Raw genomic sequence first — 26,535 nt, 5'->3', positions numbered from 1 at the left:
GCTGCCTTGGGCTGTCGATACCGTCTATATTAACGGACTGAAGCAACTGGGGTAGATGGGGTTAATCAGTCGTTAACAATTCAGCCGCATCCGTGGCCTCAACGTAGAGAATTGGCTGGAAAGATAGTCGGCCCCATCTTGTTTGGATCGTTTGACAGGCAACGACGCCCTTAACAGTCGTGCAGCCGAGTTCTGAGCAATTCCAATATCTCAAGGCGGTTCGTGCATAGGGCTGCTGACACGCCACATTCAAAAGTCCGCTGCATACTGGGGCCAGCCCAATGAACTGGTGCAGTTGTCTTCTGAAAATGACATTGCTGAAACACAGTAGAGGCATCGGGTACCCTCTCGTAGGGATAGGGGACCCGATGCAGAGTTAGATCAGATCCTTGATAGGGACTTCCGGATCGACATCGGCATCGTAATCGACGCCGTCAATTTCAAAACCGAACAATTTCAGGAATTCGTGTTTATATCCGGCGAAATCGGTCAAGGCGTGCAGGTTGTCGGTGCTGACTTGTGACCATAAGGCATTGACTTCATCTTGCACCTGCGGCGCCAATTCCTTTAGGTCGGCACGCAAACGTCCCTCATCGTCGAGTATCGGCTTAGCATTGTACAAACTGTCGCGAAATAGGCTGTTGACTTGTTCGATGCAACCTTCGTGGGTGCCTTGCTTTTTCATGACCTTGAAAAGCAAAGCCAAGTATAAGGGCATAACCGGGATCGCCGCACTGGCTTGGGTAACAACGGCTTTCAATACCGAAACGCGGGCGTCGCCGCCTAATGCCGCTAATTTATTGCGAATATCGACGACGCGTTTGTCCAGGTCTTTTTTCGCGGCGCCTATCGTGCCGTCCCAGTAAATATCCCAGGTGATTTTTTCGCCCAGGTAGGTGAAGGCCGTGGTTTTGGCCCCGTCCGCCAGCACACCGGCTTCGGACAGCGCGTCTATCCACATCTGCCAGTCTTCACCGCCCATCACGGCCACGGTGTTGTCGATTTCTTCTTGAGTAGCGGCCGGCAAGGTAAAGGTTTTGACGACTTCTTTGTCGGTATCGATGCCGGTTTGTTCCAAATCTTTACCGATGGGTTTCAAGGTTGAATTGTGGGTGACGCCGGTCTTTGGGTGAATGCGGCGCGGCGCGGCCAGACTGTAGATCACCAGATCGACTTTGCCTAAGTCCTGCTTGATTGCTTCTATGGTTTTCTGTTTGATTTCGTCGGAAAAGGCATCGCCGTTGATGCTTTTGGCATATAGGCCTTCCGCTTCGGCAAATTTATGAAAGGCGGCGGAATTGTACCAGCCTGCCGTACCCGGTTTACCGTCCGAACCTTCCCGTTCGAAGAATACGCCCAGCGTTTTTGCGCCGGCGCCGAAAGCGGCGACGATACGCGACGCCAGGCCATAGCCGGTGGAGGCGCCCAAGATCAAGACATTTTTGGGGCCGTTGGCGATGGCCTCAAAGCCTTTGACATACTCAATCTGTTGTCTGACATTGGCTTCGCAGCCAACCGGGTGGGTAGTGACGCACATAAAGCCGCGCACACGGGGTTTGATAATCATGTTATTCCTCAAATCAAGCCATGAAAAATTAGGAAGTGGATTGCATTAGCAAGCGATGTGCTTGGAAAACGTTTAAGTTTATCTCATGAACGGGTCTTGCAGAAAAATTAATATCGATTCATAGCGGTTCGGTAAGTTAAAACCTTTGCTCTTACTTGTTCTAAGAAAATTGTCAGCGCCGAGTGTAGCGGTGCTTGATACCGGCCGGAAAATAGTTCGGTTCGCCGAAGGCGTGCAAGGAAACCAGCGGCAACTGATGTTCCTCCGGCGTGTAATTGGCGAATTCGCTGTTCAATCGTAACAACTGCGTTCTGATCGACACGGCAATGGTTAAGGCCATTTCCCGAGTCGCTTGTACTCCCGGTAACAATTCAACCGCAACATGTAGCATATTGTTTCCGTGGGGATTTTCTTGCGTCTCCAGCACGAATTTGCCGCTGACCCAGTTTATGATTTCGGGTTGCTCCAAGCCTACCGCGACATTCTCCGGATAGATGTTGGCCCCGTAATACGATACCGTGAAATCCGCGCGTCCAAACACGAATACGAACGGTAAGGTACGGGGTTGAAACCCTGCCGGCAACCCTAAATCGGTTAGCGAATTTATCCCGTAGCCATTTAAAAACCGCCACATTTCGAGGTAGTCGATTAAGCCGCCTTTGTCGGCTATATGGTAACGAATGAGCGGCACGCAATTTTCGCCGGATACCACCAAGGTATTGTCGTGCATTTCGAAGAAGCGGCTGCAGGGGTCGTATTGCGCCAAGGTTGGTAAACGAGATTCCCCGAACAATTGTCGGCCGGCGTGAGGGTGGTCGGCCAGCCAGCGGCGGATTGCGATGGTGAGCGGTGTTTCGTTGGCAAGCACTCCGCCGTCGGCCGTGCCGTATAGGGAAGCCGAATCAAAACAGGGTGAAGACGAACCGATACGCCGTCCAAGCGACTCGCGCCATTCTTCGCTGAACACTTCTCCGGCAAAAACCAGCCTGGTACGGTAATCGGCCCACGATAAGCCTTCCGCCGCTCCGGCATCGACGACGTCTTTAACAAAAGGCGGGTAACCCAAGAGCACCGTTTGTTCGAAATGCGGCGCTAATTCCTGCACGACACGGAATATTTCGGCTTTGTTATTGCCCGGCGTCGCTACCATAATCGGATAGCCTTTACCGGCTAAATGCCAACAGCAGGAAGTGGTGAACAAGCCGCCGACCCAGTTACCCAATGCAAAGCAAACTATCGCAAGAGTGGAGCGTCGATCGGCGGAAAAACTGTCGGCAAATACTTGCTCGAACCGGACCGCCACATCTAATTCGTACGCCGCCGACCTCGGCCAGAACGTGGGGCGGCCGGTTGATCCGGATGAAACGGCCACCCGGTCCGCACCCCGTAGGCTGCCGCCGAAACAACGTTCGGGTAAAGGATAGGCTTGCATGTAATTCGTCTTATCCATTAGCGGCAAGGTCCGGAATTCCCGATAACTGCCGACGTCCTTGGGGTTGACGTTATGGCGTGCTAGAAATTGCCGGTAGGCCGGTACCGTTTCGGCGCACCGATGAAACAACGCTAGCGCTTTCTCCCGCGGGTCGGCTGTTTGGTGTTCGGCAAGCAATTGGTCGAGCGAAGTCAGTCTAAAGCGCTCGAAGGTATCGTTGCAATGCGAATCGATCATGACATCACCTAATCAAACAAAAATGAACCGGCTGGCTGCAATCGTTCAACCGTCGTCGCGCCAGTTTAACATGACATCTTGAGCAAGCAGACTCAGGCTGGCGGCGAGCGGAATAAGCGCTGTTTGCATGGCGCGCCCATCGCCTATCGGCTGTGCCGGCTGCCGATCATCAATTCGATTTCCTCGACTATCTCTTCTTGCCGCAATCGGTTACGCTGCCGATGCAGCTCATCGCTACCGCGTTCGATATGGCGCAAGGCGTTTTCCATTTGCATGAGTCGCATGTGATTTTCAACTTTGATGGAGCGAAACAGCAACTCCAACAGGCTGTGAAACAGAAAATGTTCCGCAATGCCTGCAGCCACTTCATCGGCCGGCGCGTATGTGAGCGGGGGATAGCCGCCGTCCGGCCCGGATGCCGAAGGGGGCGGCCATAGACGTTGGCTGCGGACGCCATGTTCATCGCGTACGCAGGCATTAAGGCCGAAACAGCCATTGCCGTTAGCGCGAATCGAGGTGACTGCGTTCAAAATATCGTCGATGACATTCGGCGCGTTCAAAGCACCGTCGGCGCCACTAAGCCGTTGAATCGGAACGTCGCTCCGGATCATGTCGTGCAGGCGTTCGCCAACAATAATTAAGGGCGCGCGCGGATCAATTCCGGATTTCCAAAAGCGGACTATGTCTTCGTTAAAACCGCCGCAAAAGCCGCGAACAGAACCGAATAATAACCAAATTTCGTCGGATTGCGATACGGGAGTCGAATTAAATGCCGATACGGCGCTCCCGAAATCATCCAGGGCGGTTTTTAGCGATGCTACCACCCGTTGTTGCGCGACTTCTCGTTTACCGACACGGCGCAGTTCGGCTAGTGCAAAACTGCGCATCGCTCCAAGAATACCCGACAACTCGTCGTATAAGATCAATTGAGCTTCGATTTCCCGGCGCTGACTCATGACGGTGTTCGCAATAGTTTGCGCAGCGCATCCAGCCAGTGTTGCTTGGGTGTGTCCAGCGTCAAGTGATCCGGTAGATCCGCCTGCAACTTTGATATTAGCTCGGCCGCCTGTTCCGGACTAACCGCATCAAGCAAGCCCTCTCCATAAGCCAATAGCCAGGCTAGATGGGCTTGTTCGGGTAAGGGTTGCAGGCGGTCCTGTTTAAGAATTTCCCTTAACAAGCGTCCGCGCCGTAATTTTTCTTCGACACCGGTTTCCAATCGAGTACCAAAGCGGGCGAACAGTTCGAGATCTAAAAACTGTAGATAATCCAGGCGGATGTGGGCGGATGCCTTCTTTATCGCCGAATGTTGGGCTTTACCGCCGATGCGAGATACGGAGCGGCCGATATCGATCGCCGGAAGCGTGCCGGCCGCGAATAGCTTGCTATCGAAGTATATTTGGCCGTCGGTGATGGAAATCAGATTGGTCGGAATATACGCCGATAGCTCGCCTTGACGGGTTTCTATGATGGGGAGCGCGGTCATGCTGCCGCCGCCGTAGCGTAAACTGAGCACCGTCGATCGCTCTAACAAGCGGGAATGAAGATAAAAAATATCACCCGGATACGCTTCGCGCCCGGGCGGACGTTGTAACAGCAAGGACAGTTCGCGATAGGATTGGGCGTGCCGGGTCAAATCGTCGTAAACCACCAACGTGTCTCGGCCCATGCGCATCCAGTGTTCGGCAATTGCGCAGCCGGCAAAAGGCGCCAAGTAACGAAAGCCGGGTAGGGCATTGGCCTCGGCGACGACCACCACGGTATATTCGAGTGCGCCCGTCCGCTTTAACGCCTCTATGGTGCCGGCGACCGATGAGCGGGGTTGGCCAATCAAAACGATTACACACAACACGTTACGCTTGCGCTGGTTAACCACGGCATCCAACGCCAGCGAACTTTTACCGATGCCGTCGTCCCCGATGATGAGTTGGCGCTGACCTTTGCCGACCGGAATGAGTGCATCGACGATTTTACAACCGGTGTAAAGGGGATGTTTGACAAAATCGCGCTCGATGATAGGGGGAGCCGGGGCTTCCAGCGGATGAAAATGCCTTAATTCCAGATCAGGCAAGCCGTCGAGCGGATTGCCGAGCGGATCCACCACCCGGCCTAACAAGGCATCGCCGACGCCGATTTCCAGTTTGCGGCCCAAATGTTGTACCGCCATGCCGGCAGTCACGCCGCGGCTTTGCGATAACAATATCGCGCCGAGTACTTCTTTTCCCAACTGAAAAACCAAACCCGTGCTGCCGTCGGCGAAACCGATCAATTCGTCCAAGCCGGCCGACGGCAAACCGCGAATCCAGGCGATACCGTCCCCGATGCCGGCCACACAGCCGCGTTCCGACAGACGTAAACCGAAACGATAGGGAGGCGGCGATTTAGCCATGCAGCGCATCGCGCCTGAAAAATGCCAATTCGTCGGCCAGGTTGGCGTGTAATTGGCATTCGCCGACGATGGCGCGGATGCCGGCAATCAGACGCGGGTCCTCGCTAAACGTAAAATTCAGTGCTTGCCCAGCCGCGGCCGACAATGCTTGGACTAAAGTATTCCGGTCGATATCGGCTAACGGATGGGCGCTAACGATCTCGACGGCGGATGCAGAAATCAACGTGGCCGCCGCCTTACGCAGCGCCTGTTGATCGGTTTCGGGCAAATCGCCTAAGTCGTCTAGAAAAATACCGACGATGCGATGGGTCAATTCCGCCGACGCGAGGCGCTGCAACATCGCCGATACCTGACGGTAAGCTGCGCCCGTAGCCTCGCGTCGCAAGGCGGCCTCATGCGCCGATACGGCGGCTTCGTTACGAATGCGGGCTTTGGCTTCTTCGTCCGCCAGCGTTTTTTTTAAGTTTTCCAGACCTGCGGTACGCAGTTTCGCCAACTCTTGTTCCAACTGGTGACGATTGAGTTCGCACTCACGATCCCAATCGCTTAGGCGCGCTTCATATTGACGGCGCAACAATTCCGCCTCATGGCGTAAACCTTCGGCATGCGCGGATTCATCTTTTATTCGCTGCTGGCGAGCATCGAGGCTATCGAGTATCGGACGATAGATAAAACGCTGTAGTATCCACAACAAGACTAGAAAATTAATAATTTCCAAGAAAAACGTCGTCCAGTCGAATTGCATTTTCGGTCTCGTTTGAATAGCTATCGTGCCGGTTTGGACAACGCCGTGCGAATGGTAGGCTATGGTTTAAAGTTTATGATTTCCAGGGAAATGGCCGGTCGGCATCGGGACGCCAAAATTGCAAGAGTCCCTCCCGTTTTGCCATATAGGCACTGAGTATAACGCTATGCCGGTGCTGATAGTAAGATTGTACGGATAAAGGAACTTCATCGCCGAAAAAATGTTTTAGACTCAGTATTAAGACGCTTGAATCTTGAATTTCGCCCATGCCGGTCAAATACGCGTGCAGACGTTTCAGGTGATCAGGCGGCAATGAAGGCAGCAGTGGCCGGCCTGATTCAAGCATATAACGGAATCTCTTCACGCCGATACGGGTGCGGTGGATGGTTGCCGGTTGGGAAATGTCGATCAGCTGATAGCGCTCGATTGCGATACGGTAGGTATCGTCGATGATCGTTAAAACCTGCGATTTCAGATGGGCCTTGTCGAATTTTTTGAGTAGATGATGGCGCGTTTTTTCGATCAGATGCGGCAGGTTTTCAGACTCGATATTCTCGATAATGGCGGGCGTTTGAGCCAATAAGTGCTGTTCCGTTGTTTGTAAGTGAGTCAGGAATCGGAGAATTGGCGGCAAGGAATCCGCTTTAGAAGCGATTTCCTGCAACATGACCTGGGTGTCGCGCAAGTCGTCGAAGCTGTCGAGTTGGCCTTTTAACGCCTTGCGGAGTCTGCGTAATTCGCGCCGAGGACTCAGGGCTTGAAGTAATTCGATTGACGACAATAAGCGCCGGGTACTAATACGTAACTTGTGTACGCTTTCCTCGCCGGCTTCGTGTTTACAGTCGGCTAAGCGTTTTCGGTACTTTTTCCACAGCCGGTCAAACGCCCGTATCAGTAACTTGCCGTCTTGCATCGCCGCATCTCATGATTTGCGGCTTTGCAAACGCCTCTTACGCATCACTAAGGTAATAATCGGGCCTGATGCCGCGTAACCTACGGATATCAGGAAAAGCATGCGCTGAGGCTGAGCCATGACGAAGCTGATGATGAGCATCGCCAAAATGGCAACGATAAAGGGTACTCGGTTTTTAAAGTCGATTTCCTTGAAGCTGGAATAGCGAAAGTTGCTTACCATTAGTAATCCGGTCGTGATTGTCATTAGCATGACCAGGTATTTGAAGTTTTCGACATCATAACCGTTCTCGACGCAAAACCATAAGCCGCCGGCCAGAATTGCGGCGGCGGCGGGGCTGGGTAGCCCTTGAAAATAGCGTTTGTCGGCCACCTCCACTTGTGTGTTGAAACGCGCCAGTCTCAATGCGCCGCCGGCCATGTGAACGAAGGCGGCAAACAAGCCGACCTGGCCCAAGCTGGATAGCGTCCACAAATACATGACGATGGCGGGGGCGGCTCCGAACGATACCATGTCCGACAGGCTATCGTATTCCACGCCGAAGGCGCTTTGGGTGTTGGTCAGGCGGGCGACGCGCCCGTCCAAACCGTCGAGCACCATAGCGATAAACATTGAGATGGCGGCGCTTTCGAAGCGACCGTTGATAGCGGAAGTGATGGCATAAAATCCGGCAAACATAGCGCCGGTAGTAAACAAATTCGGTAGCAGATAAATGCCGCGATGGCGTTTGGGTTTCAGATTTGCGCTCATGATATTGGCTTGAATTATAGGATTGGTTTGCATTTTACATGGACGGCTTCGGCCTCGCTATCCTGTTTGTATGACATTGCGATGACCGCTTGAGCTTGCTGCTTGCGATTACAACAAGGCCGAAGGGCTTAATCGGGCGGGTCTTGAGCGCCGTAAAAAGTCCGGCCGGTTTCGATGTTCCTAATGTTGGCCGCCGCCATCCAACAAGGCGGCGAGGCTTGGTAAAAGGAAGGACGGCCATTGATTAGGCAAAAAAAAGCCCGTCCTCGGACGGGCCTTTTAGCGTATTCGGCCGATTAGTTTTTGCTTTTATCGACGATTTGGTTGGCTTTGATCCAAGGCATCATCGCGCGCAATTTCGCACCTACGGTTTCGATCGGATGCTCGGCGTTCAGGCGGCGGCGCGCAGTCATTTCGGGATAGCCGGTTTGGCCTTCCAGGATGAATTGCTTGGCGTATTTGCCTTGTTGAATGTCTTCCAGGGCTTGTTTCATCGCCCAGCGGCTTTCTTCGTTGATGACTTTCGGGCCGGTGACGTATTCGCCGTATTCCGCGTTGTTGGAGATCGAGTAGTTCATGTTGGCGATGCCGCCTTCGTACATCAAGTCCACGATCAGCTTCAGTTCGTGCAGGCACTCGAAGTAGGCCATTTCAGGCGGATAGCCCGCTTCGGTCAGGGTTTCGAAACCGGCTTTGACCAGTTCCACCGCGCCGCCGCACAATACCGCTTGTTCGCCGAACAAATCGGTTTCGGTTTCGTCGCGGAAGGTGGTTTCGATGATGCCGGAGCGGCCGCCGCCGATGGCGGACGCATAAGACAGACAAATGGCTTTGGCCAATCCGGAGGCGTCTTGGTGAATCGCGATCAAGTCGGGTATGCCGCCGCCTTTGACGAATTCGGAGCGCACGGTGTGGCCCGGCGCTTTAGGCGCGATCATGATGACGTCCAGGTCGGCGCGCGGCACGACTTGGTTGTACAGGATGGAAAAGCCGTGGGCGAAGGCCAAAGCCGCACCTTGTTTGATATTCGGCTCGATTTCTTCTTTGTAGAGTTTGGATTGGAATTCGTCCGGGGTCAGGATCATGACCACGTCGGCACCGGCAACCGCCTCCGGTACGTCTTTGACAGTCAAGCCGCTGTTTTGGGCTTTGGCGACGGACGCGGAACTGGCACGTAAACCGACCACGACGTCAACACCGGAATCTTTCAGGTTGTTGGCGTGAGCATGGCCTTGCGAGCCGTAGCCGATGATGGCTACTTTTTTGCTTTGGATGACCGACAGGTCGGCGTCTTTGTCGTAATAAACTTGCATAGATTTTCTCTTGTTATGATGGTGTTAATTAAAGATGTAAGCCGTTTTCGCCGCGGGAAATTCCGGTTGGGCCGGAACGCACCACCTCAATGATCCATTCTTGATCGAAACCCTGTACGAACGCATCCAGCTTGCTGGATTGGCCGGTCATTTCGACGACATAACTCGTGGGCGTGGCGTCGATAATTTGGCCTCGAAAGATATCGACCATGCGTTTGACCTCTTCCCGAGAGTCCGCCGGGGTCTTGATTTTTACCAGCATCAGCTCGCGCTCGATATGCGGTGCATCGGCCAGGTCGATCAGTTTGACGACATCGACGAGTTTGTTCAGTTGCTTGGTGATTTGCTCGATAATGTCGTCGTTACCGCGAGTGACCAGGGTCATGCGCGACAGGCTGGGATCCTCGGTAGGAGCAACAGTCAACGACTCGATATTATACCCTCGCGCGGAGAACAGGCCTGAAACCCGTGACAACGCGCCGGATTCGTTTTCAATCAAGATCGAGATGATATGTCTCATTTACGATAACTCCCTGTCCAGCGGCGTGCCTGGCGCAACGCGCAGTTTCATGTCGTGATGCGCTTTACCGGCTTCGATCATCGGATAAACGTTTTCGGTACGGTCGGTGATGAAATCCAGGAAAACCGTCCGGTCTTTCATCGCGAAAGCTTCTTTTAAGGCCTCTCGCACGTCGGCCGGTTTTTCGACACGGATGCCGACATGGCCGTATGCTTCGGCTAACTTAACGAATTCCGGAATGGTATCCATGTAAGACTGCGAATAACGGCTTTGATAGGAAAACTCCTGCCATTGCCGCACCATGCCCATATAGCGGTTGTTCAGATTGATGATCTTGATCGGCGTGTTGTATTGCAAAGCGGTCGACAGTTCCTGTATGCACATTTGTATGCTGGCCTCGCCGGTTACGCAGGCGACTTCGGCATGCGGGTGCGCCAGTTTTACGCCGATCGCCGCCGGCAATCCGAAGCCCATCGTGCCTAAACCGCCGGAATTGATCCAACGTCTCGGCTTGTCGAATTTGTAATATTGGGCCGCGTACATTTGGTGCTGTCCCACGTCCGACGTGATGTAGGCATCGCCTTTGGTCACTTCGTACAATTGTTCGATCACGAACTGCGGCTTAATGAACAAGCTGCCCCGGTCGTATTCCAGACAGTTGATCGCTCGCCAACTGTCGATCAATTGCCACCAGGACTCCAAAGCCTGTTTCGCCGGCTTGATTTTGCTGTCTTTGACCAACTCTATCATTTGTTCCAGCACCGGTTTGACTTCGCCGACGATAGGAATGTCGACGCGCACGGTTTTGGAAATCGACGATGGATCGACGTCGATATGAATGATCTTGGCATACGGGCAAAATTCGGCCAGCTTACCGGTGACGCGGTCGTCGAAACGGGCGCCGACGGCGAGGATGACGTCGCTTTCGTGCATCGCCATGTTGGCTTCGTAGGTGCCGTGCATGCCCAGCATGCCCAAGAATTGTTTGTCGGTCGCAGGATAAGCGCCCAAGCCCATCAAGGTATTGGTGATCGGGTAGCCCAACATTTGGGTCAGCTCGGTCAATTCCTTATGGCCTTCGCCCAAAATCACGCCGCCGCCGGAGTATATGATCGGGCGTTGCGCGGACAACAGCACTTCAACCGCACGTTTGATTTGGCCTTTGTGTCCGGTGACGACAGGATTGTAAGAACGCATACTGATCTTTTTCGGATACTTGTACGGTACCTTGATATTCGGGTCGGTAATGTCCTTGGGAATATCGACTACGACCGGGCCGGGACGGCCGGTGGTCGCCAGATAAAAGGCTTTTTTGACAGTCTCCGCGATGTCGTTAACATTCTTGACCAGGAAATTATGTTTGACGCAAGGGCGCGTGATGCCGACCATGTCGACTTCCTGAAAGGCGTCGCTGCCTATGACCGGAGAGGGCACCTGGCCGGAAATGATCACCATAGGAATCGAGTCCATGTAGGCCGTGGCGATGCCCGTTACCGCGTTGGTAGCGCCGGGGCCGGAGGTGACAAGCACCACACCTGGCTTGCCTGTGGCGCGCGCATACCCGTCGGCAGCGTGAGTAGCGCCTTGTTCGTGCCGGACCAGAATATGTTTTACGTCGTCTTGATGAAAAATGGCATCATAGATATGCAGTACCGCACCGCCAGGATAACCAAAAATATATTCGACACCTTCGTCTTTAAGACACTGGACAAGAATTTGTCCGCCGCTGAGTTCCAATTTTATGTCCTCAAAATGCTAATCAAACCTGAAAATGCTTTTTTTAAAAAAAGGGAAGTTAAACTACTGTCTTTGGCGGCTTTCGTCAAGGAAAACAAGCGTTTTACCCCGGTTTTATAAGGGGATTGGAAATGGTGCCGTCGAGACCGGAGCAAGCGATTCCGTTAAAATTTGTCGATATCTGGAGCGCGCGGTTGGCATTGGCGCCCGATCGGATGCCGGAGTTGTTGGCTGTCTTGGATAGCGACGAAAGACAAAAGGCCGAATCCTTCAAGTTTCCGGTCAAGCGTGATCGTTACATTTTGATACGCGGCCTGTTACGACAAACATTGGCCGGCTATATGGACGGCATGGAGTCCGCCGGTTTACGCTTCGATATCGGAGAGTACGGCAAACCAGGCTTGAGTTGCGGCTCTTTGCATTTCAACTTATCGCATACGGCCGATCATTTAGTGATCGCAGTAGCCAATTTTCCGGATATCGGTGTCGATATCGAGGCGATTAGCCCGCGCAAAAGCCTCGACGCATTGGCCAGGCGCGTGTTTTCCGAGCGAGAGTTTAATCAATGGCGGCTCTTATCGGACGAGCAACGATTAACCGGCTTTTATCGCTTATGGACCAAAAAAGAGGCCTTTGTCAAAGCGGTCGGCCGCGGCATCGCATTAGGCATGGACTTGTGCGAGTTCGAGCTGCCGCCGGACGGGCAATTGATTTCTATTCCTGCGGAATTCGGAGCGGCGTCGGATTGGCGGGTCAACGAGCTGGCGTTGTCTCCGCTTCTATCCGCGGCCCTGGTAACACGGCGCGATCGGTTCAGTTTGCGGCGGCGCGAAATTCCTTAGCGGCAAAGTGCAGTCCTTGCGATCACAATAACGGCTAAATTTCATTTTTTGTAAAAAATATTATAGTTCTTTTATTAACCGCACCTTCTTCATAAAAAGTTAAAGTGCTCCGGACATTCAGGATGGCCCGTTACTATTGGGTTGGAAATCAAAGGAATAAATGACAAATTGTTACCAACTGAAACAGATCTTCCTAATCGACAGTTTTTGGCCCGGCAAAGCCGTTTTATTGAAACTGGACGGCCACACCAATCTCAGCGGTACCAACGGCGCCGGTAAAACCACCTTTTTGCGCCTGATGCAATTGTTCTGGGGCGAGCGGCCCAGCAACATCGTCGGCGGCAGCGGCAGCAAAAAAGGCTTTCTGGAGTATTACCTGCCGCGCGCCAGCAGTTATCTGGTGTATGAGTACCAACGCCCTCATGGTCAAGTCTGCCACGTGATGGTACAAAGCGACGGCCGCGCCGCCAGATACAAATTCGTCGACGCGCCTTATAGCCAGGACTGTTACATCGCAGAAACCGGCTTTCCGCGCGACGCGCTCGGCATAGAACGCCTGTACCGGTCGACCGCGGAAGTCTCCCGTTTCCTGGCAGTGGACGACTATTGCAGCGTGATTCAATGCCATCAGTTGTCGGGCGGCAAGAAAGACCTGCGAGCCATGCAAACCCGCTTCGCGATGGCCGCAACGCCGATCAACCACATCGAAAAAGTCATAGGCTCCGTGATCGAGAAAATAGGCGATTTCGACGTCATCAAGCAAATGCTGATCGACATCTCGCGCGGCAAATTAAGCCAGAGCTTTTTGCAGAACGAAGACGAACAACTGCCCTTTCAGCTGAACAAACAGCACATAGCCGCCTGGTTGGCCGATTTGAACGCGGCTAAGGAAATCGAAGCCAAACGCGCCGACTTCGACCGCTTGCTGCAGACCATAGCCGAACTGAAACAAACCCTGAAATCCCTGTCCCATTTGCACTTTTTGGCTCGGGACAAACACAAAACCGCCGAGCAAGAAGGTGAAACCCTGGCAAGCAAGCTGACGCAGCTAAGCGAGCAGCGCGATGCATTGCAGCAAAACCATAAACAACAGCTGGAGCCCAAGGAAGACTCCTTAATCGAGGCGGGCAGCCGCTTGAAAGAACTGAACTACCAAATCGAACAGCTGGAAGCGCAAAAATTGGCCTACGAAGAACAAGGCGCCGAAAGCTTTGCGGTCAAGGCGGCCAAGGCGGAACAATACGCCAAACAACAGCGCGACATTCAGGCCGAACTGGATGCGCTGGAGCACAAGACCCGGGAAATCCAGCGCTTCTACGAAAAACAATTAACCGAACTCCAACACCGGCACGAAACCCAAGCCCAGCTCTACCGGCAGCAAGCTACCAATGCCGAACTGCAGCAAAGCAAAGACCTACGGGAAGCGGACGCCGAGTTCCGGCAGCGCAAGGATCAGTTGCAACAGACTAAAGAACAGCGCTTGCAACCCGTTCAAGACCAGCGCGCGCAATTTTCGACGGAATTCCGAATCAAGCAAAACCAGCTGAAAAATCCGCCCATCCCCGCCGCGTTGGTCGAACAGCAACTCATAAACCGGCAGGCTCTGGACGCCGCGCGCAAAGCGTCCAAACAGGCTTATCAGGCCCAAGCCGAAGCGCAAAGCGACTACCAAATCCGGCTGAACCATTACCATGAAATCGAACAAGCGCTCAAAGATAAGAAAGCCGACACCAAGCGGGCTAAGGAACGCCACGCCGATTGCCAAAGACGCCTGCGGCCCGAGCCGAGTTCGCTGCAATATTATCTGGAACAAGAAGCCGACGGCTGGCAGCAATCGATAGGCCGGGTCATCGCTCCGGAATTATTGGATCGTAGCGACCTGGCTCCGCAATGGACTGGCCAAGCCGGAGAATTTTACGGCCTCAGCATCGACTTGGACGCGTTGGCCGACCGCAGTTACTTGACCGCCGACAAGGCCAAGCTGGAACAGGAAGAAACCAAACTGTTCGGAGAGGTCGGCAAACTCGGCAAAGAATGCGAAGAACTGGTAGCGGCCTTGCAGGCCGCCGACAAACTGCGCGATCAGGCCAAGTCGGCATATGATGAAGCCCGGCAAGGCGTGCAACAGTCCGAAAAGCAGGAAGAAAACCTGAGCAAGGAAGCCGACGCACTGGCAGACCGGATCGAAGCCGAAATTGCTAAAGCCAAAAGCCAGTTGGAACAGGAAATCGCTCGCTTATCCAACGACATCAAAGCCTGCGACCAAAGTCTGGCCGATATCGAGACCCAACATCGAGAGGCTCTAAAAGCCTTACAAGACGAACAACTGGAACGAAAAGGCATCCTCGAATCGGATTTGGCAAACCTGTTGACGACGATAGAGGAGCAAATCCAAGCCGATCATGACCATTTCAAAAAAGAACAAAGCCGGATCCAACAGCAATTGAAGAGCGAGCTAATAGACAGCGGCGCCGACGAACAGACCGTTCTAACGTTGGCGGCCAGACTCGAGGAAGCCGAGCGCCTGGAAAAGGAAGCCCGTAGTTTTCAGCGCAAGGCCGAAGAATATGGCGACTGGCTGCAAAAACGCTGGCGACAGCATCCGGAACTATGCCGGCAACGCGACGATTGCCGGCGTCTGAACCAACAATTGAAAGATGAAATCGACAAACTCAAAAAAGATTACCAACGGCAAAGGGCCGAGCTGAATCAACAAATCTCCGCGCTGGAAGATGAACAGCAGAAAAATAACAACCTTTTTCTACAACTGGATCAATGCTTGGAACAATTGCGCCGGTCACCGCCGGTCCGCGCCGAGGACTTACCGGAATACGCGGCCGGCACGCTGCCGCATCTGACCCAAGGCGGTCTCGATGAACGCAAGCGCCAAGAGCGCGATATTCATACCGGAAAGCAAAGTTTGGTGCAACTGTTCAACAAACACCTGCACAGCCAATTAGCCGAAGCCTGGTCGCAAGCGCTGAATGCCGCGGCGGCCCGCAGCGAGTTTTTTCAGGCCGAAGCGCTGGAAATCGAACAGCCCTTGATCGACGTATTGCAAATGGTCGGCCACGTCAAACAGGCCACGGCCCAGCAGATCGACACTCATGCGAACAGCGTCAACAATTTTTATCTGCATCTGCATAATTTCGAGCGAGCGATCAAACACACCGGCAGCGAGCTGTCCAAATACGTCAGCGAGGAGCGCTATTTCGAGGCATTAGGCGAAATCACCGTCAATATCCGCTCGAAGATGAGCGATTTGGAATACTGGCAGGCCTTGAAAAAATTCGGCGACCATTACGGCCAGTACCGCGACAATGCCGAATTGAGCGGTTCAAACGAGATTCCGGAAGGCTTGGTGCAAGCCATGGACGAATTGACCGCGCTGCTGCCGAGCACCGGCGTCAAGATCAAGCATTTGGCTTTGTTCGACATCGAATTCAGCATCTTCGAAAACGGCCAGCTCAAGCACGCGCGCAATTCCCGGGAATTGAAGGACGTCAGCTCCACCGGCTTGTCCTATCTGGCCTTGATTACCTTCTTCACCGGCGTCACGGCCATGCTGCGCAAGCAAAATCCGACCGTCGTCTGCTGGCCGGTCGACGAACTGGGCGATCTGGCCCCGGAAAACATCGAGGCGATGATGAATCTGTTGGCCAAGCAAAACATCCAAATCCTGTCGGCCACCCCAACCGCCGACCGCCACGTACTGGGCTTGTTCAAGCGCCGCTATTTGATCGACCGGCAAAGGCTGCACGAAGTCGAGCTGCCGCCAAGCAAGCTGGAACAGCTGTTGAACGCGCAACAGGAGGACACCCATGTTTAAGCAAGTCGCCGAAAGCTTGTTGAGCGGCCATTTCATTTGCCCGACCGCCTATCCCGACGCCTTCGACTATTTGTCGCACGCCGCCAATGCCGAAAAGATCGACGCCTTCTTAAAGCCACTGGATAGGGAATTGCTGAACATGGACGGCGAACTATTTTACGCGGCCTACACGGTGGTCGACGACGGCAACCGCGCCGCGATCAGGGAAGCCTTTTCCGAAATCCGCTCGCAACTGCGCCCCGTGGTCGAATGGATGGACATGGTCATGACCGCACTGGGGCAGGACATGCCGATCAGGGCCCGCGACACAATCCGCTTGCACCGGTTATTGCAGGCCATCGAGCACGAACCGTCTTTGGCCGAGCAACTAAACCGGCTGACCCAATTGACGCTGTTCAAGACCAGCAAGACCGGCATCAACGATCAACTATCCTGGGTATTGCAAAAGCTGGAACAGACGGGCTTTCTGGTGCGCCCCAACCCTCAGGCTTCGGTGTATATCGCCACCGGCAAGATCAATTATCTGCACCAGCTCATCGCCTTCTTGAACGACGCCGAAAACCTGGATCTGGACCAGCACACCGGCGTTGACGCAGACGATGGCCAGCAGGAACTGTTTTTATGAGTTTCGACCATGAACAGATTGCCGGACTCATCCGCAAGCTGGCCGGCGCCGACCGGTTGTTGGCAAAAACCTATATCGACGGCACGCTGTATGCCGACGACGAAAACCGCGCGGCGATCGACGGCCTGAAAAAATCCGGCTTGCTGCGCACCGCCGACGCGGCGGACGAATACCGCCTGACCGGCGATTTAAAACGCCTGATAGATCGTCTGTTGCTGCGCAATCAGCGCTACCAGCAAAATCTCAACATGGCCCGGCTGATCCGCGGTGTCGAGGAGGACATCGAAGATTACCGCCGCGCGCTGGAACAGAACAAGCAAGACGAAGTGCAATTTCATTTGGAGCAAATCGACGATGCCTTGTACGAAGCGACCGAAACCTTGGAAAACAGTCTCGGCGTCATGTTCGCGGCCATTACCAGTCAATTCGGCTTCGTGAATTCTTTAAACGGCAAAATCCGGCAAAATCAACGGGCGCTGGCCTACGCGCAGCAATTGGTGCAGGAGCTGAACCATGTCAGAATCGACGATTGCTACGCATGGCTGAGCGACTGGCCTTCGGTCCCCCCGGAACTGAGCCGTAAAATCGTCCGCTTCATCGACCAATACAAAAGCATCGTCGAACGCCTGAGCGGCATCGTCGGCCGCATGAAGGAACTGCTGTTCAAGTTAAGGCTGCAGGAACAAACCGCCAACCGCTGCCGGGCCATGGCGCGGTTTTTACGGCAGCATCCGGAATGGGAGGCCTTGGATTGGAGCGCTGAAGCCGGTATTCCTAAACTGCTGCAACGCGGCCCCGGCCTGAATTTACAAGCCGGCATCAACGCGGCAAATCCGGCGTTGCAAGCCGACCTGGCGGCCGTCGTCCGCGAGTTGCGGCGTCAAACCAAACCCGTCGCGCCGCTAACGCGCGACAGCGCCACATCCCCCTTGGACACGCAATTGCCGGAACAGCTTGCTTACGATCAGGACTTGTACGAAAGCCATATCGAAAATCTGTTTGAGCATGCGTTGGAATTGCAAGGCCGCAAGGTTTCGGCATTGCATTACTGGAGCGAGCAAGGCTTGGAAGTCAAACCGGAACTGTGGCTGGACATGGTGTTCGCACAATATTGCTGCCTTCCTGGACACGTGCGCCGCGCGATAAGCCTGGAACTGCAAGGCGAAAACCTGGAAGGCTTCGACGGTAACCAAATCATTGAAGAAATTCAGATGCAACGGGTAGCCTGACGTGGACAGGAAAATTTATCAGTGGATCAGCCAATTGCTCAGAGACAAACCGGATCAAACGACGGAACGTATGATCACTGCTATCGGCCAAAGAGTCATCTCGCACTATGGCTGCGGCTATGTCGGTAACAACCGCTTGATTTTCACTGCCGAAAACAAACGCTACCTGCGCCGGCAGGTCTTGAAAGAAGTCGGCCTGGACCCGTTTTCGGTCGAAAAATTACCCGAAGGCCGCTTGCGGATGGCCGAATATCATGCCGACGAAAAACTGGCGTCCAAACCGGCCGGCGACGATCATCTGTTATTGAACGGCGCCGACGGTATCATCCGGGTCAATGGCGAGGAAATAGCATTGCATCCGCATGGCCTTAGCTCGGCCGGCCTGCTTTGCATGAATTCGGGCATTCGTAGCGTCGAGCATCAAACCATCGTAGTCGTCGAAAATCTGGCCATCATGCCGCTATGCTGCGCTTGGCGGATTCCTTGCGTCGACCCGCGCGCCCTCTGGGTCTACCGCGGCGATTACAAAAGCGGCGCCACAGCCGGTGCCTGCCGCGAATTTGTCCGGCGCTTCGGCAGCGACAAAACCGTCATCGTGTTCAGCGACATGGATCCCAAGGGCCTGGAAATCGCCTTGACCTTGCCTTTAGCGAGTTTTTGGTTGGGGCCAAGCAAGAACGAATGGGAACATTTATTAAACGGCCCTTACGCCAACAAAGCCGGTTTCGATACTCAGTCCCAGGCGATGAACTATCTGCTTGGCTTATCGGATTCGAATGGATTATCCGAACCGTTCAAGCAGCTCGTTTTCACATTGCAAAATCATCGCAACTCGCTTCGACAAGAACACATGTTTAGCCACAATATGCCTCTCGAGTTGATACCCATCGAAAGAGAAGGCAACGCTTAGGATATCGTCCAAAATAACTTCCCGATACGGCAATGGTCACTGGGGAGGTACCGAGTGAGGATGTCGGCGGCAAGGACGGCCGTCAAGCCCCCATGGAAGGGTTCGCGGCGTTCCTCATTCGGTATGCCCCAGGGCTCGCACCGGCAAAACGGGAAGTTGTTTTTGGCCGAATCCTTAGCGTTCAACATTCGATATTGCCACCGAAGGCGTTACGAGGCATACGGCAAGCCCGGTCGAGTTCGCTGAACAACCGGGCCGGCTAGCCTTGAGATAGGCTTATACATCTTGCATGTTTTGTAAGATGGCATAGACTCAGGGTCACGCGTGCTTGCTTTGCTAGCCGATCGGGAAGTAGCGCGGAAATCGCTTCTTGCTTCTGCACTTACAGACCTTGAACCCTTTATGCAAACCGAAACTGTTGAAATTTTTCCATGGAATGAAAATTTTGAAACCGGCCTATCCGTCGTCGATGCCCAGCACCGAACATTGGTATTGTTGCTGAACAAATTAGTCGCTCATTTAGCTTATCAGGCCGACGCGCCGGCGCTTAACGCGATATTCGAAGAACTTAGACAGTACACGGCCACGCATTTTGCCACCGAAGAGCTGATCTGGCAGGAGCATTTTTCCGACGATGCTTGGCTGATTCGGCACAGAGATGCGCATCACGATTTCATCGATGAAGTCATTAGGCTTAAAGACGAGCAATGCAGTAAAACTATCGACGACGTCGTCGCCGACATTGTTAAATTCCTAACCCACTGGCTGGCTTTTCATATATTGGAGTCGGACAAGCGCATGGCGAAGGTGGTGTTGGCGCTGCCGACCGGCGTGTCGCTGCAGAGTGCCAAAAAAGTATCGGACAACGAGATGGCCGGTTCCACGCGCGTGCTGATCGATACGGTGATGACGATGTATGACAAACTCGCCAACAACACGGTACGTTTGACGCGGGAGATCAACGCGCGCAAGAAGATCGAAGAGAAACTAAAAGCGGCAAAGCGACAGGCCGACGCGGCCAATCGAGCCAAGTCGGTCTTTTTGGCTAATATGAGCCACGAAATTCGCACGCCGCTCAGTGCGATTATCGGCATGGTTCACATCCTGAAGAACGAAGGAATGCCGCCGAAACAGGAAGAGCGCGTGAATAAAATCGATCAAGCGGGTAAGCATCTACTCAGCGTCATCAACGATGTGCTGGATTTGTCCAAGATAGAAGCGGAAAAATTTCAGCTGGAGCAAAGGCATGTCTCAGTCGAAAGCCTGGTGGAAAATGTGGCTTCCATGCTTGCCGACCGCATGCGCGAAAAGAATATTAAATTGATCCTTTGTTTGGAAAAATTACCCCGTAATTTGCTTGGCGATCCCACGCGTTTGCAACAAGCGCTTCTCAACTTCAGCACCAATGCACTCAAATTCACCGACGCAGGCAGCATCACGATAAGCACGCAGTTGCTCGAAGAAGACGATACCGGCGTGTTGGTACGGTTTCTGGTTCAGGATACCGGTATCGGGATCAAGCCGGACAAGATTCCCAAATTGTTTCGCGCGTTCGAGCAAGCCGACGCGACAACGACCAGAAAATATGGCGGCACCGGTTTAGGGCTGGCTATCAACAAAAAGTTGGCGCAACTGATGGGCGGTGATGTTGGCGTAGAAAGCACGCCGGGGCAAGGCAGTTGTTTTTGGTTCACCGCGCGCCTAAACAAGCATTTCGATAACGTAGATCAACCGGAAGCGCAACGGCACGGCCTGGAGGATCAGGTTTTACTGGACCATTTCGCCGGCTCGCGCGTGCTGATAGCCGAGGACGAACCCGTTAACCGCGAGATATCGACCTATTTACTTGAAAGCGTAGGGCTGCTGGTGGACCAAGCCGAGGACGGTGAAATCGCGGTGCGCTTAGCCGAGAAATACGAATATGCCTTGATACTAATGGACATCCAAATGCCCCGCCTGAACGGCTTGGACGCCACACGTGCAATTCGCGCCATCGCCGGCCGCGAACACGTTCCGATTCTGGCCTTAACCGCTAACGCCTTCGATGACGACCAACAACGTTGCCGGGACGCCGGCATGAACGGTTATATCATCAAGCCCATAGACCGGAGTCACTTATACGCTACCATTCTTAAATGGCTAAGCAAAGCCTCCGCTAAGCGCCAAACCGATTGAGTTTCGAGCGGCAGTTTGCTTATTGCGTCAGACTTGGCTGAACGCGCGCGGTGCGGCGGATGTGGCTCAAATAGGTCTTAGCCGCTGATTGCGGCTGACTCCAACATCTCGCGCGCATGGGCTAAAGTGTTTTCGGTGATGGTTACGCCGCCCAGCATGCGAGCGACTTCATCGACCCGTTCCTCATTGCCGAGCCGTCTGACCGTAGACGAGGTGACCTCGGCATTCTGGTTTTTGGCGACAAATAAGTGTTGGTGCGCCTGGGCAGCCACTTGCGGCAAGTGGGTGACGCACAAGACTTGGCGGTTGCGGCTCAAGCGCCTGAGTTTTTGCCCGACAATTTCGGCGATGCCGCCGCCGATGCCGGAATCCACTTCGTCGAAAATCATCGTCGGCGTGGTCTTGTCGGTGCTGGTCGTGACCTGAATCGCCAGGCTGATGCGCGACAGTTCGCCGCCCGATGCCACCTTGGCCAACGGTTTGGCCGGCAGGCCGGGATTGGTGCTGACCAGAAATTCGATATGGTCGTTGCCGTTGCGCTGCGGGTCGGCCTTTTCGTCATTCGATATTTCGACGGCGAATTCGCCGTGCGGCATGCCCAGTTCCTTGATCGTGTCCGAGATGCGGCGCTGCAATTCGTCGGCGGCTTTACGGCGGCTGGCGGACAAGTTTTGGGCCAGTAGCCGGTATTGCTTTAACAGGCTCTCGCAGTCTGCGCTTAGGCTTTCGATGCGCTCGCTGCTGTGACTGATGTTGTCCAATTCTTCAGATAGTTGTGCGGCCAGTTGCGGCAATTGTTCCGCTGGAACTTTGTGTTTGCGGCTCAGGGATTGAATGATGCCGATCTGATTTTCCAGGGCGGCAAGTTGTTGCGGATCGGCCTCCTGATTTTCCAGAAAACGGCGCAGTTGCTGGGAAGCTTCGCTGACTTGGATTTCGGCCTCGGCCAGCATTTCGGCGATTTCGTTCAATTCGCCCGCATACTGCGACAGTTCGCCGACGGCGTGCAGGCAATGGCCCAGCATTTGCGCGACCGATTGCTGGTCGTTGTCGTACAGTATGTCCAGTTGTTGCTGGCCGACTGTCAGAATATTGCCGAGATTGGCGAGTTTGTTGTGATCGTCTACCAAGGCTTGATAATCGAAGTTCTCCAGGTCCAACTGCTGCAATTCTTCCAATTGATAGCGCAATAGGTCTTCGCGTTCGGTTTTGTCGGCGCCGGCCTTGAGCAATTGCTGCAGGGTTTTGTGGGCTTGCCGCCAGTTCTGATGGCACAGGTTGAGTTGATCCAGTAAATCTTGGTGTCCGGCAAAGCCGTCCAGCAGCAAGCGCTGTTCGTCTTTGTCCAGCAGGGTCAGGTGGGCGTGTTGACCGTGGATTTCCACCAATTGCCGGCTTAAGGACTGCAAGGTTTGCAGATTGACCGGCCGGTTGTTGATGTAAGCCTTGGAACGGCCGTCGCTGCCGATCGTGCGGCGGATCAAGCATTGGTCCTCGGCGTCCAGCTCTTGCTCTTTCAGCCAGTGCATGACCAAGGGTGCCTTGCTCAGGTCGAATTCCAGATTGATTTCCGCGCGTTTACTGTTGGGGCGGACGTAGCCGGAGTCGGCCCGGTCGCCAAGCGCCAAACCCAATGCCGTCAACAGAATGGATTTGCCTGCGCCGGTTTCGCCGGTCAGGACCGACATGCCGGGCTCCAGATCTAAGTCGAGCGCGTCGACGACGGCGAGGTCGATGATATTCAGATTTAACAGCATAAGCTAGGGCGTATAACCGCTACTCCAGTTAAGTTTGCTTCGCAGGATATGAAAATAGTCGTGGTCTTCCGGATGCAGGATATTGATGGCCTTGTCCGATTTTTTGATGACGATCTTGTCGCCGATCAGTACATCGGGAATTTCCAAATGATCGCAGGTGACCAAGGCGTTGATCTGTTTGGTCTGACTGAAACTGATGGTGATTTCAACGTCATCGTCTATGACTATTGGCCGGTTCGACAGCGTATGGGGATTCAGCGGCACCAATACCAATGCGTGCAATGCCGGATGCAGGATAGGGCCGCCGGCCGATAAGGAATAGGCGGTGGAGCCGGTCGGTGTAGCGACGATCAGGCCATCGGAACGCTGGGTATTCAAATAGACGCCGTCTATGCTGGTGACGATTTCTATCATGCTGGGCGTGACCCAACGATGCACGACCACTTCGTTCACCGCCGTTTGCCGGTGAGTGACCTCTCCGTCGCGAAAGATGCTGGCTTGCAGCAGTACTCGGCTTTCGCTCTTGAAACGGCCGTCCAGAATTTGTTCCAGGCGGCTGGTCAGTTGCTGGGGCGATATGTCCACCAAAAAGCCCAAGCGGCCGAGATTGACGCCGACGACCGGAATGTCGAAATCGGCCGTGGCGCGCGCTGCGGCAAGGAAAGTCCCGTCGCCGCCAACAGAAATGATCAGATCGCAATACTCCGGCAAGCGATCGATGTGCAGCCCGCTTACGTTGCCACTAGCGATTAACTCCGCGCTCTGACTATCGGCTAATACCTCGTGCCCACGCGCCTGCAAAAATTCGAAAAGCTCGACCAATGTTGAAGCATTGCCGGGGTCGCCGAACTTACCGACAATGCCGACGCGATGAAAGGGTGAGGGCATAATTAGCTTGTTTGATAAAAATAGACCGGATTATACAAATAAATGATCTAAGGGCCAGCGGGGAATGCTGCCTGCCATCCGGAACGGCAAGACCTTTCCTGTCAGTTAACGCCGCACCTCCTTATAAAGAAATGCCTTCCGAACAGTTTCCCGTAAATCGTCGCTATCCCATGGTTTGGTCAGGAATTTGTAGATTTCGCCTTTGTTTACAGCCTCGGTTACCGCTTGGATATCGGTGTAGCCGGAGAGCATGATGCGTACACAATCGGGATGCATTTGCCTTACCTTGGAAAGAAAATCCGCGCCGGTCATATGCGGCATGCGCGCGTCGGAAATTACTACTCCCACCTTATGAGTGGCCATTAATTCCAAACCTTGCTGTCCGCTACAGGCGGTCAGGACGATGTAGCCTTCGCGCCGCAACAGGCGTTTCAGCGAAGAGAGAATGTTTGCTTCGTCGTCTACCAGCAAAACTATCCGTTCGGAAAGATCGTAACCGGGCGGAAAAACCAGCCTGCGGCCCTCTCTCAGCATCAACTCGAATTCGGCGGCGCTGACCGGTTTACTAAAATAGAACCCCTGCATTTCGTCGCAACCTTGAGCGCTGAGCATTTTGAGTTGGCCTTCCGTTTCGACGCCTTCCGCGATTACCGATAGATTCAGACTATGCGACAGGGCTGTCACAGCTTGGGCGATAGCCGCATTGTTGGGATCTTGGGTAATTTCGTCGACGAACGACTTGTCGATTTTCAGACGGTCTATTGCAAAACGTTTGAGGTAACTCAACGAAGAATAGCCGGTGCCGAAATCGTCGATGGATAGGGTCACGCCCAAGGCCTTTAATTTTTGCGTAATGAGTACGAAGTCGTCGACGTCATACATGGCGGCGCTCTCGGTCAGTTCCAGTTCCAGAAAACCGGGGTCAAGGCCGGTTTCGTTTAATACTGTTTCAACCAAGGCGCTAATGTTTTGGCCGACAAACTGATGGGCGGAAAGATTCACCGCCATCGTCACATTGGGCAATCCGGCATCCTGCCAAGCCTTGTTCTGTGCGCAGGCAGTGCGCAAAACCCATTCGCCGATGGGGACGATCAGTCCGATTGCCTCGGCCAGGGGGATGAAATCCGCAGGCGAGACCAGTCCCAGCCGCGGATGTTGCCAGCGAATCAGCGCTTCCGCGCCGATGATCTCTCCGCTGCGGAGATTCAGTTGGGGCTGATACACAAGCCTCAGTTCGTCCTTCTCCTGTGCCCGCCGTAGCTCGTTTTCCAACGTCAGGCGCTCCAGCGACCGGGTATTCATTTCGGCTGAATAGAAGTGGAATCTGCTGCCGCCGGCGGCACGGGCTTTGTACATAGCCGCCTCCGCATTTTTCAACAGGGTTTCACCGTCCTCGCCATCCTTGGGGAAGATGCTGATGCCTATGCTGGGCGATAGAAAAGTCTCTTGTCCATTGATCAAAAACGGGCGCGACAGCGACGCCAGCACGGGATGCTCTCGTCCGGTCAGGCTGCCGTCATTCTCTAATAACAGAACGAATTTGTCGCCGCCCAGCCGCGCGACGCTCTCCGACTCTTTCACGAGTTTCTCCAATCGTAGTGCGACTTCCTGCAACACTTTGTCGCCATAGGCACGGCCCAGTCCTTCGTTGATTTCCCTAAAGCGCCCCAGGCTAAGCACCAACACGGTAAGCGGAATCCGCTCAGTCCGGCAAAGAGTAATACCGCGCGACAAGCGGTCGGTCAACAGGTTGCGGTTCGGTAACCCTGTTAAGTCGTCGAAGTTGGATTTGCGCTCCAGTTGCGCCATATACGTTTTTCGCTCGGTGATATCCGTGAAAGTTACCACCGCCCCCATGAGTTTGTCGCGATGCCGCAAAGGCACACAGGTCATCTCTACCGGAAAGGGCGTACCGTCTTTCCGCCAGAAGGTTTCCTCATCTCTTTCAATCGACAATTCCCCTGCCAGGCAACGGTGTAAAAAACACTGTTCGAGAAGTTTCGGGTTGATCTCTTCGGCGGGGTTAAACAGCATGATACTAGTATCCCGTCCCAACAATTCGTCCCTGGTGTAACCGAGCGCGTTCAGCGCGGCGGGATTGATAAAGTTAATCAACCCTCGAGTGTCGGTACCATAAATTCCTTCGCCGGCCGATGTCATGATCAATTCGTTTTCGGCAACCCGTCGCGCGACCTCGGCTTCGAGGAAGGCGTTCTGGTCTCGCAGACGGTCGCGCGCGCGCTTCAGTTCCAGCCGGGTACGTACGCGTGCCAATACGATATCCGGCCGTACGGGTTTGGTGATGTAGTCTGCCGCCCCCAATTCGAGGCCGCGCCGTTCGTCCTCGCACGAATCCATGGCGGTGACGAAGATAACCGGAATGTCGCTGGTGACCGGGTTTGCTTTCAATTTCGCCAGTACGGTGTAGCCATCCATTTCCGGCATCATCACATCCAGCAAAATGAGGTCGGGCTTCGGATCGGACATCGCTAGCCGCAAGGCGCGTTGCCCGGAATTAGCCGCAAGCACTCGATATACGGGCAAAAGAATCTTATTCAGCACAGTCAGGTTTTCAGGATTGTCATCGACAATCAGGATGGTGACTGTAACGGACATGTCTGATGAATGATTGGTGTCGGATGGTATCATGATGATTGAATTGTTTGCCGATCTTACC

At 54.0% G+C, this 26,535-nt stretch carries 19 protein-coding genes; 6 read left to right on the top strand and 13 right to left on the bottom strand.

The features are described from left to right. Positions 1–376 precede the first annotated feature (376 nt). The 10 genes from fabV to ACW73I_RS16605 form a co-directional block, all read right to left on the bottom strand. On the bottom strand, positions 377–1,567 hold the full coding sequence (gene fabV / locus ACW73I_RS16650; protein ID WP_458030551.1) for an enoyl-ACP reductase FabV: 1,191 nt from the start codon (positions 1,565–1,567) through the stop codon (positions 377–379). 172 nt (positions 1,568–1,739) lie between these two features. After that, a complete protein-coding gene (locus tag ACW73I_RS16645; protein WP_458030550.1) occupies positions 1,740–3,236 on the bottom strand; it encodes a phenylacetate--CoA ligase family protein in 1,497 nt (498 codons plus the stop codon). Between the two features lie 143 nt (positions 3,237–3,379). Then, on the bottom strand, positions 3,380–4,192 hold the full coding sequence (locus ACW73I_RS16640; protein WP_458030549.1) for a F0F1 ATP synthase subunit gamma: 813 nt from the start codon (positions 4,190–4,192) through the stop codon (positions 3,380–3,382). Continuing rightward, positions 4,189–5,625, bottom strand: coding sequence for a F0F1 ATP synthase subunit alpha (locus ACW73I_RS16635; protein ID WP_458030548.1), 1,437 nt, complete (start codon positions 5,623–5,625; stop codon positions 4,189–4,191). The genes ACW73I_RS16640 and ACW73I_RS16635 overlap by 4 nt, the downstream gene beginning before the upstream one ends. Continuing rightward, complete coding sequence (locus ACW73I_RS16630; RefSeq protein ID WP_458030547.1) at positions 5,618–6,370, bottom strand: F0F1 ATP synthase subunit delta; 753 nt, start codon at positions 6,368–6,370, stop codon at positions 5,618–5,620. The genes ACW73I_RS16635 and ACW73I_RS16630 overlap by 8 nt, the downstream gene beginning before the upstream one ends. A 73-nt stretch (positions 6,371–6,443) precedes the next feature. Then, positions 6,444–7,283, bottom strand: coding sequence for a CHAD domain-containing protein (locus ACW73I_RS16625; RefSeq protein WP_458030546.1), 840 nt, complete (start codon positions 7,281–7,283; stop codon positions 6,444–6,446). A gap of 9 nt (positions 7,284–7,292) precedes the next feature. Beyond that, the gene (gene pssA / locus ACW73I_RS16620; RefSeq protein WP_458030545.1) at positions 7,293–8,033 is read right to left on the bottom strand and encodes a CDP-diacylglycerol--serine O-phosphatidyltransferase; all 741 of its coding nucleotides are present in this window, start codon (positions 8,031–8,033) and stop codon (positions 7,293–7,295) included. 296 nt (positions 8,034–8,329) lie between these two features. Continuing rightward, a complete protein-coding gene (gene ilvC / locus ACW73I_RS16615; protein ID WP_458030544.1) occupies positions 8,330–9,346 on the bottom strand; it encodes a ketol-acid reductoisomerase in 1,017 nt (338 codons plus the stop codon). Between the two features lie 28 nt (positions 9,347–9,374). Continuing rightward, complete coding sequence (ilvN, locus tag ACW73I_RS16610; protein ID WP_458030543.1) at positions 9,375–9,866, bottom strand: acetolactate synthase small subunit; 492 nt, start codon at positions 9,864–9,866, stop codon at positions 9,375–9,377. Next, entirely contained in the window at positions 9,867–11,603 is a 1,737-nt protein-coding gene (locus tag ACW73I_RS16605) for an acetolactate synthase 3 large subunit (RefSeq protein WP_458030542.1), read from the bottom strand. Between the two features lie 131 nt (positions 11,604–11,734). On the opposite strand from ACW73I_RS16605, the gene ACW73I_RS16600 reads away from it, so the two are divergent. The 6 genes from ACW73I_RS16600 to ACW73I_RS16575 all read left to right on the top strand — a co-directional run bounded on the left by ACW73I_RS16600 (position 11,735) and on the right by ACW73I_RS16575 (position 21,213). Beyond that, positions 11,735–12,445, top strand: coding sequence for a 4'-phosphopantetheinyl transferase family protein (locus ACW73I_RS16600; RefSeq protein WP_458030541.1), 711 nt, complete (start codon positions 11,735–11,737; stop codon positions 12,443–12,445). Between the two features lie 160 nt (positions 12,446–12,605). Then, on the top strand, positions 12,606–16,274 hold the full coding sequence (locus ACW73I_RS16595; RefSeq protein ID WP_458030540.1) for an ATP-binding protein: 3,669 nt from the start codon (positions 12,606–12,608) through the stop codon (positions 16,272–16,274). Next, complete coding sequence (locus ACW73I_RS16590) at positions 16,267–16,899, top strand: condensin complex protein MksE (RefSeq protein WP_458030539.1); 633 nt, start codon at positions 16,267–16,269, stop codon at positions 16,897–16,899. Before ACW73I_RS16595 ends, ACW73I_RS16590 begins: the two co-directional genes overlap by 8 nt. Then, complete coding sequence (locus tag ACW73I_RS16585) at positions 16,896–18,128, top strand: hypothetical protein (protein WP_458030538.1); 1,233 nt, start codon at positions 16,896–16,898, stop codon at positions 18,126–18,128. The genes ACW73I_RS16590 and ACW73I_RS16585 overlap by 4 nt, the downstream gene beginning before the upstream one ends. Position 18,129: 1 nt before the next feature. Continuing rightward, a complete protein-coding gene (locus ACW73I_RS16580) occupies positions 18,130–19,038 on the top strand; it encodes a DUF7281 domain-containing protein (RefSeq protein ID WP_458030537.1) in 909 nt (302 codons plus the stop codon). 402 nt (positions 19,039–19,440) lie between these two features. After that, the gene (locus tag ACW73I_RS16575; RefSeq protein WP_458030536.1) at positions 19,441–21,213 is read left to right on the top strand and encodes a bacteriohemerythrin; all 1,773 of its coding nucleotides are present in this window, start codon (positions 19,441–19,443) and stop codon (positions 21,211–21,213) included. Between the two features lie 77 nt (positions 21,214–21,290). Here ACW73I_RS16575 and recN read toward each other — a convergent pair whose 3' ends face one another. The 3 genes from recN to ACW73I_RS16560 all read right to left on the bottom strand — a co-directional run bounded on the left by recN (position 21,291) and on the right by ACW73I_RS16560 (position 26,474). Then, the gene (gene recN / locus ACW73I_RS16570; protein ID WP_458030535.1) at positions 21,291–22,970 is read right to left on the bottom strand and encodes a DNA repair protein RecN; all 1,680 of its coding nucleotides are present in this window, start codon (positions 22,968–22,970) and stop codon (positions 21,291–21,293) included. A 3-nt stretch (positions 22,971–22,973) separates the two neighbouring features. Further along, complete coding sequence (locus ACW73I_RS16565) at positions 22,974–23,858, bottom strand: NAD(+) kinase (protein WP_458030534.1); 885 nt, start codon at positions 23,856–23,858, stop codon at positions 22,974–22,976. Between the two features lie 105 nt (positions 23,859–23,963). Beyond that, entirely contained in the window at positions 23,964–26,474 is a 2,511-nt protein-coding gene (locus tag ACW73I_RS16560; RefSeq protein WP_458030533.1) for an EAL domain-containing protein, read from the bottom strand. Positions 26,475–26,535 lie beyond the last annotated feature (61 nt).

The sequence above is a fragment of the Methylomonas sp. MgM2 genome, from assembly GCF_054172045.1.
This window is presented reverse-complemented; position numbering and strand designations above follow the sequence as displayed.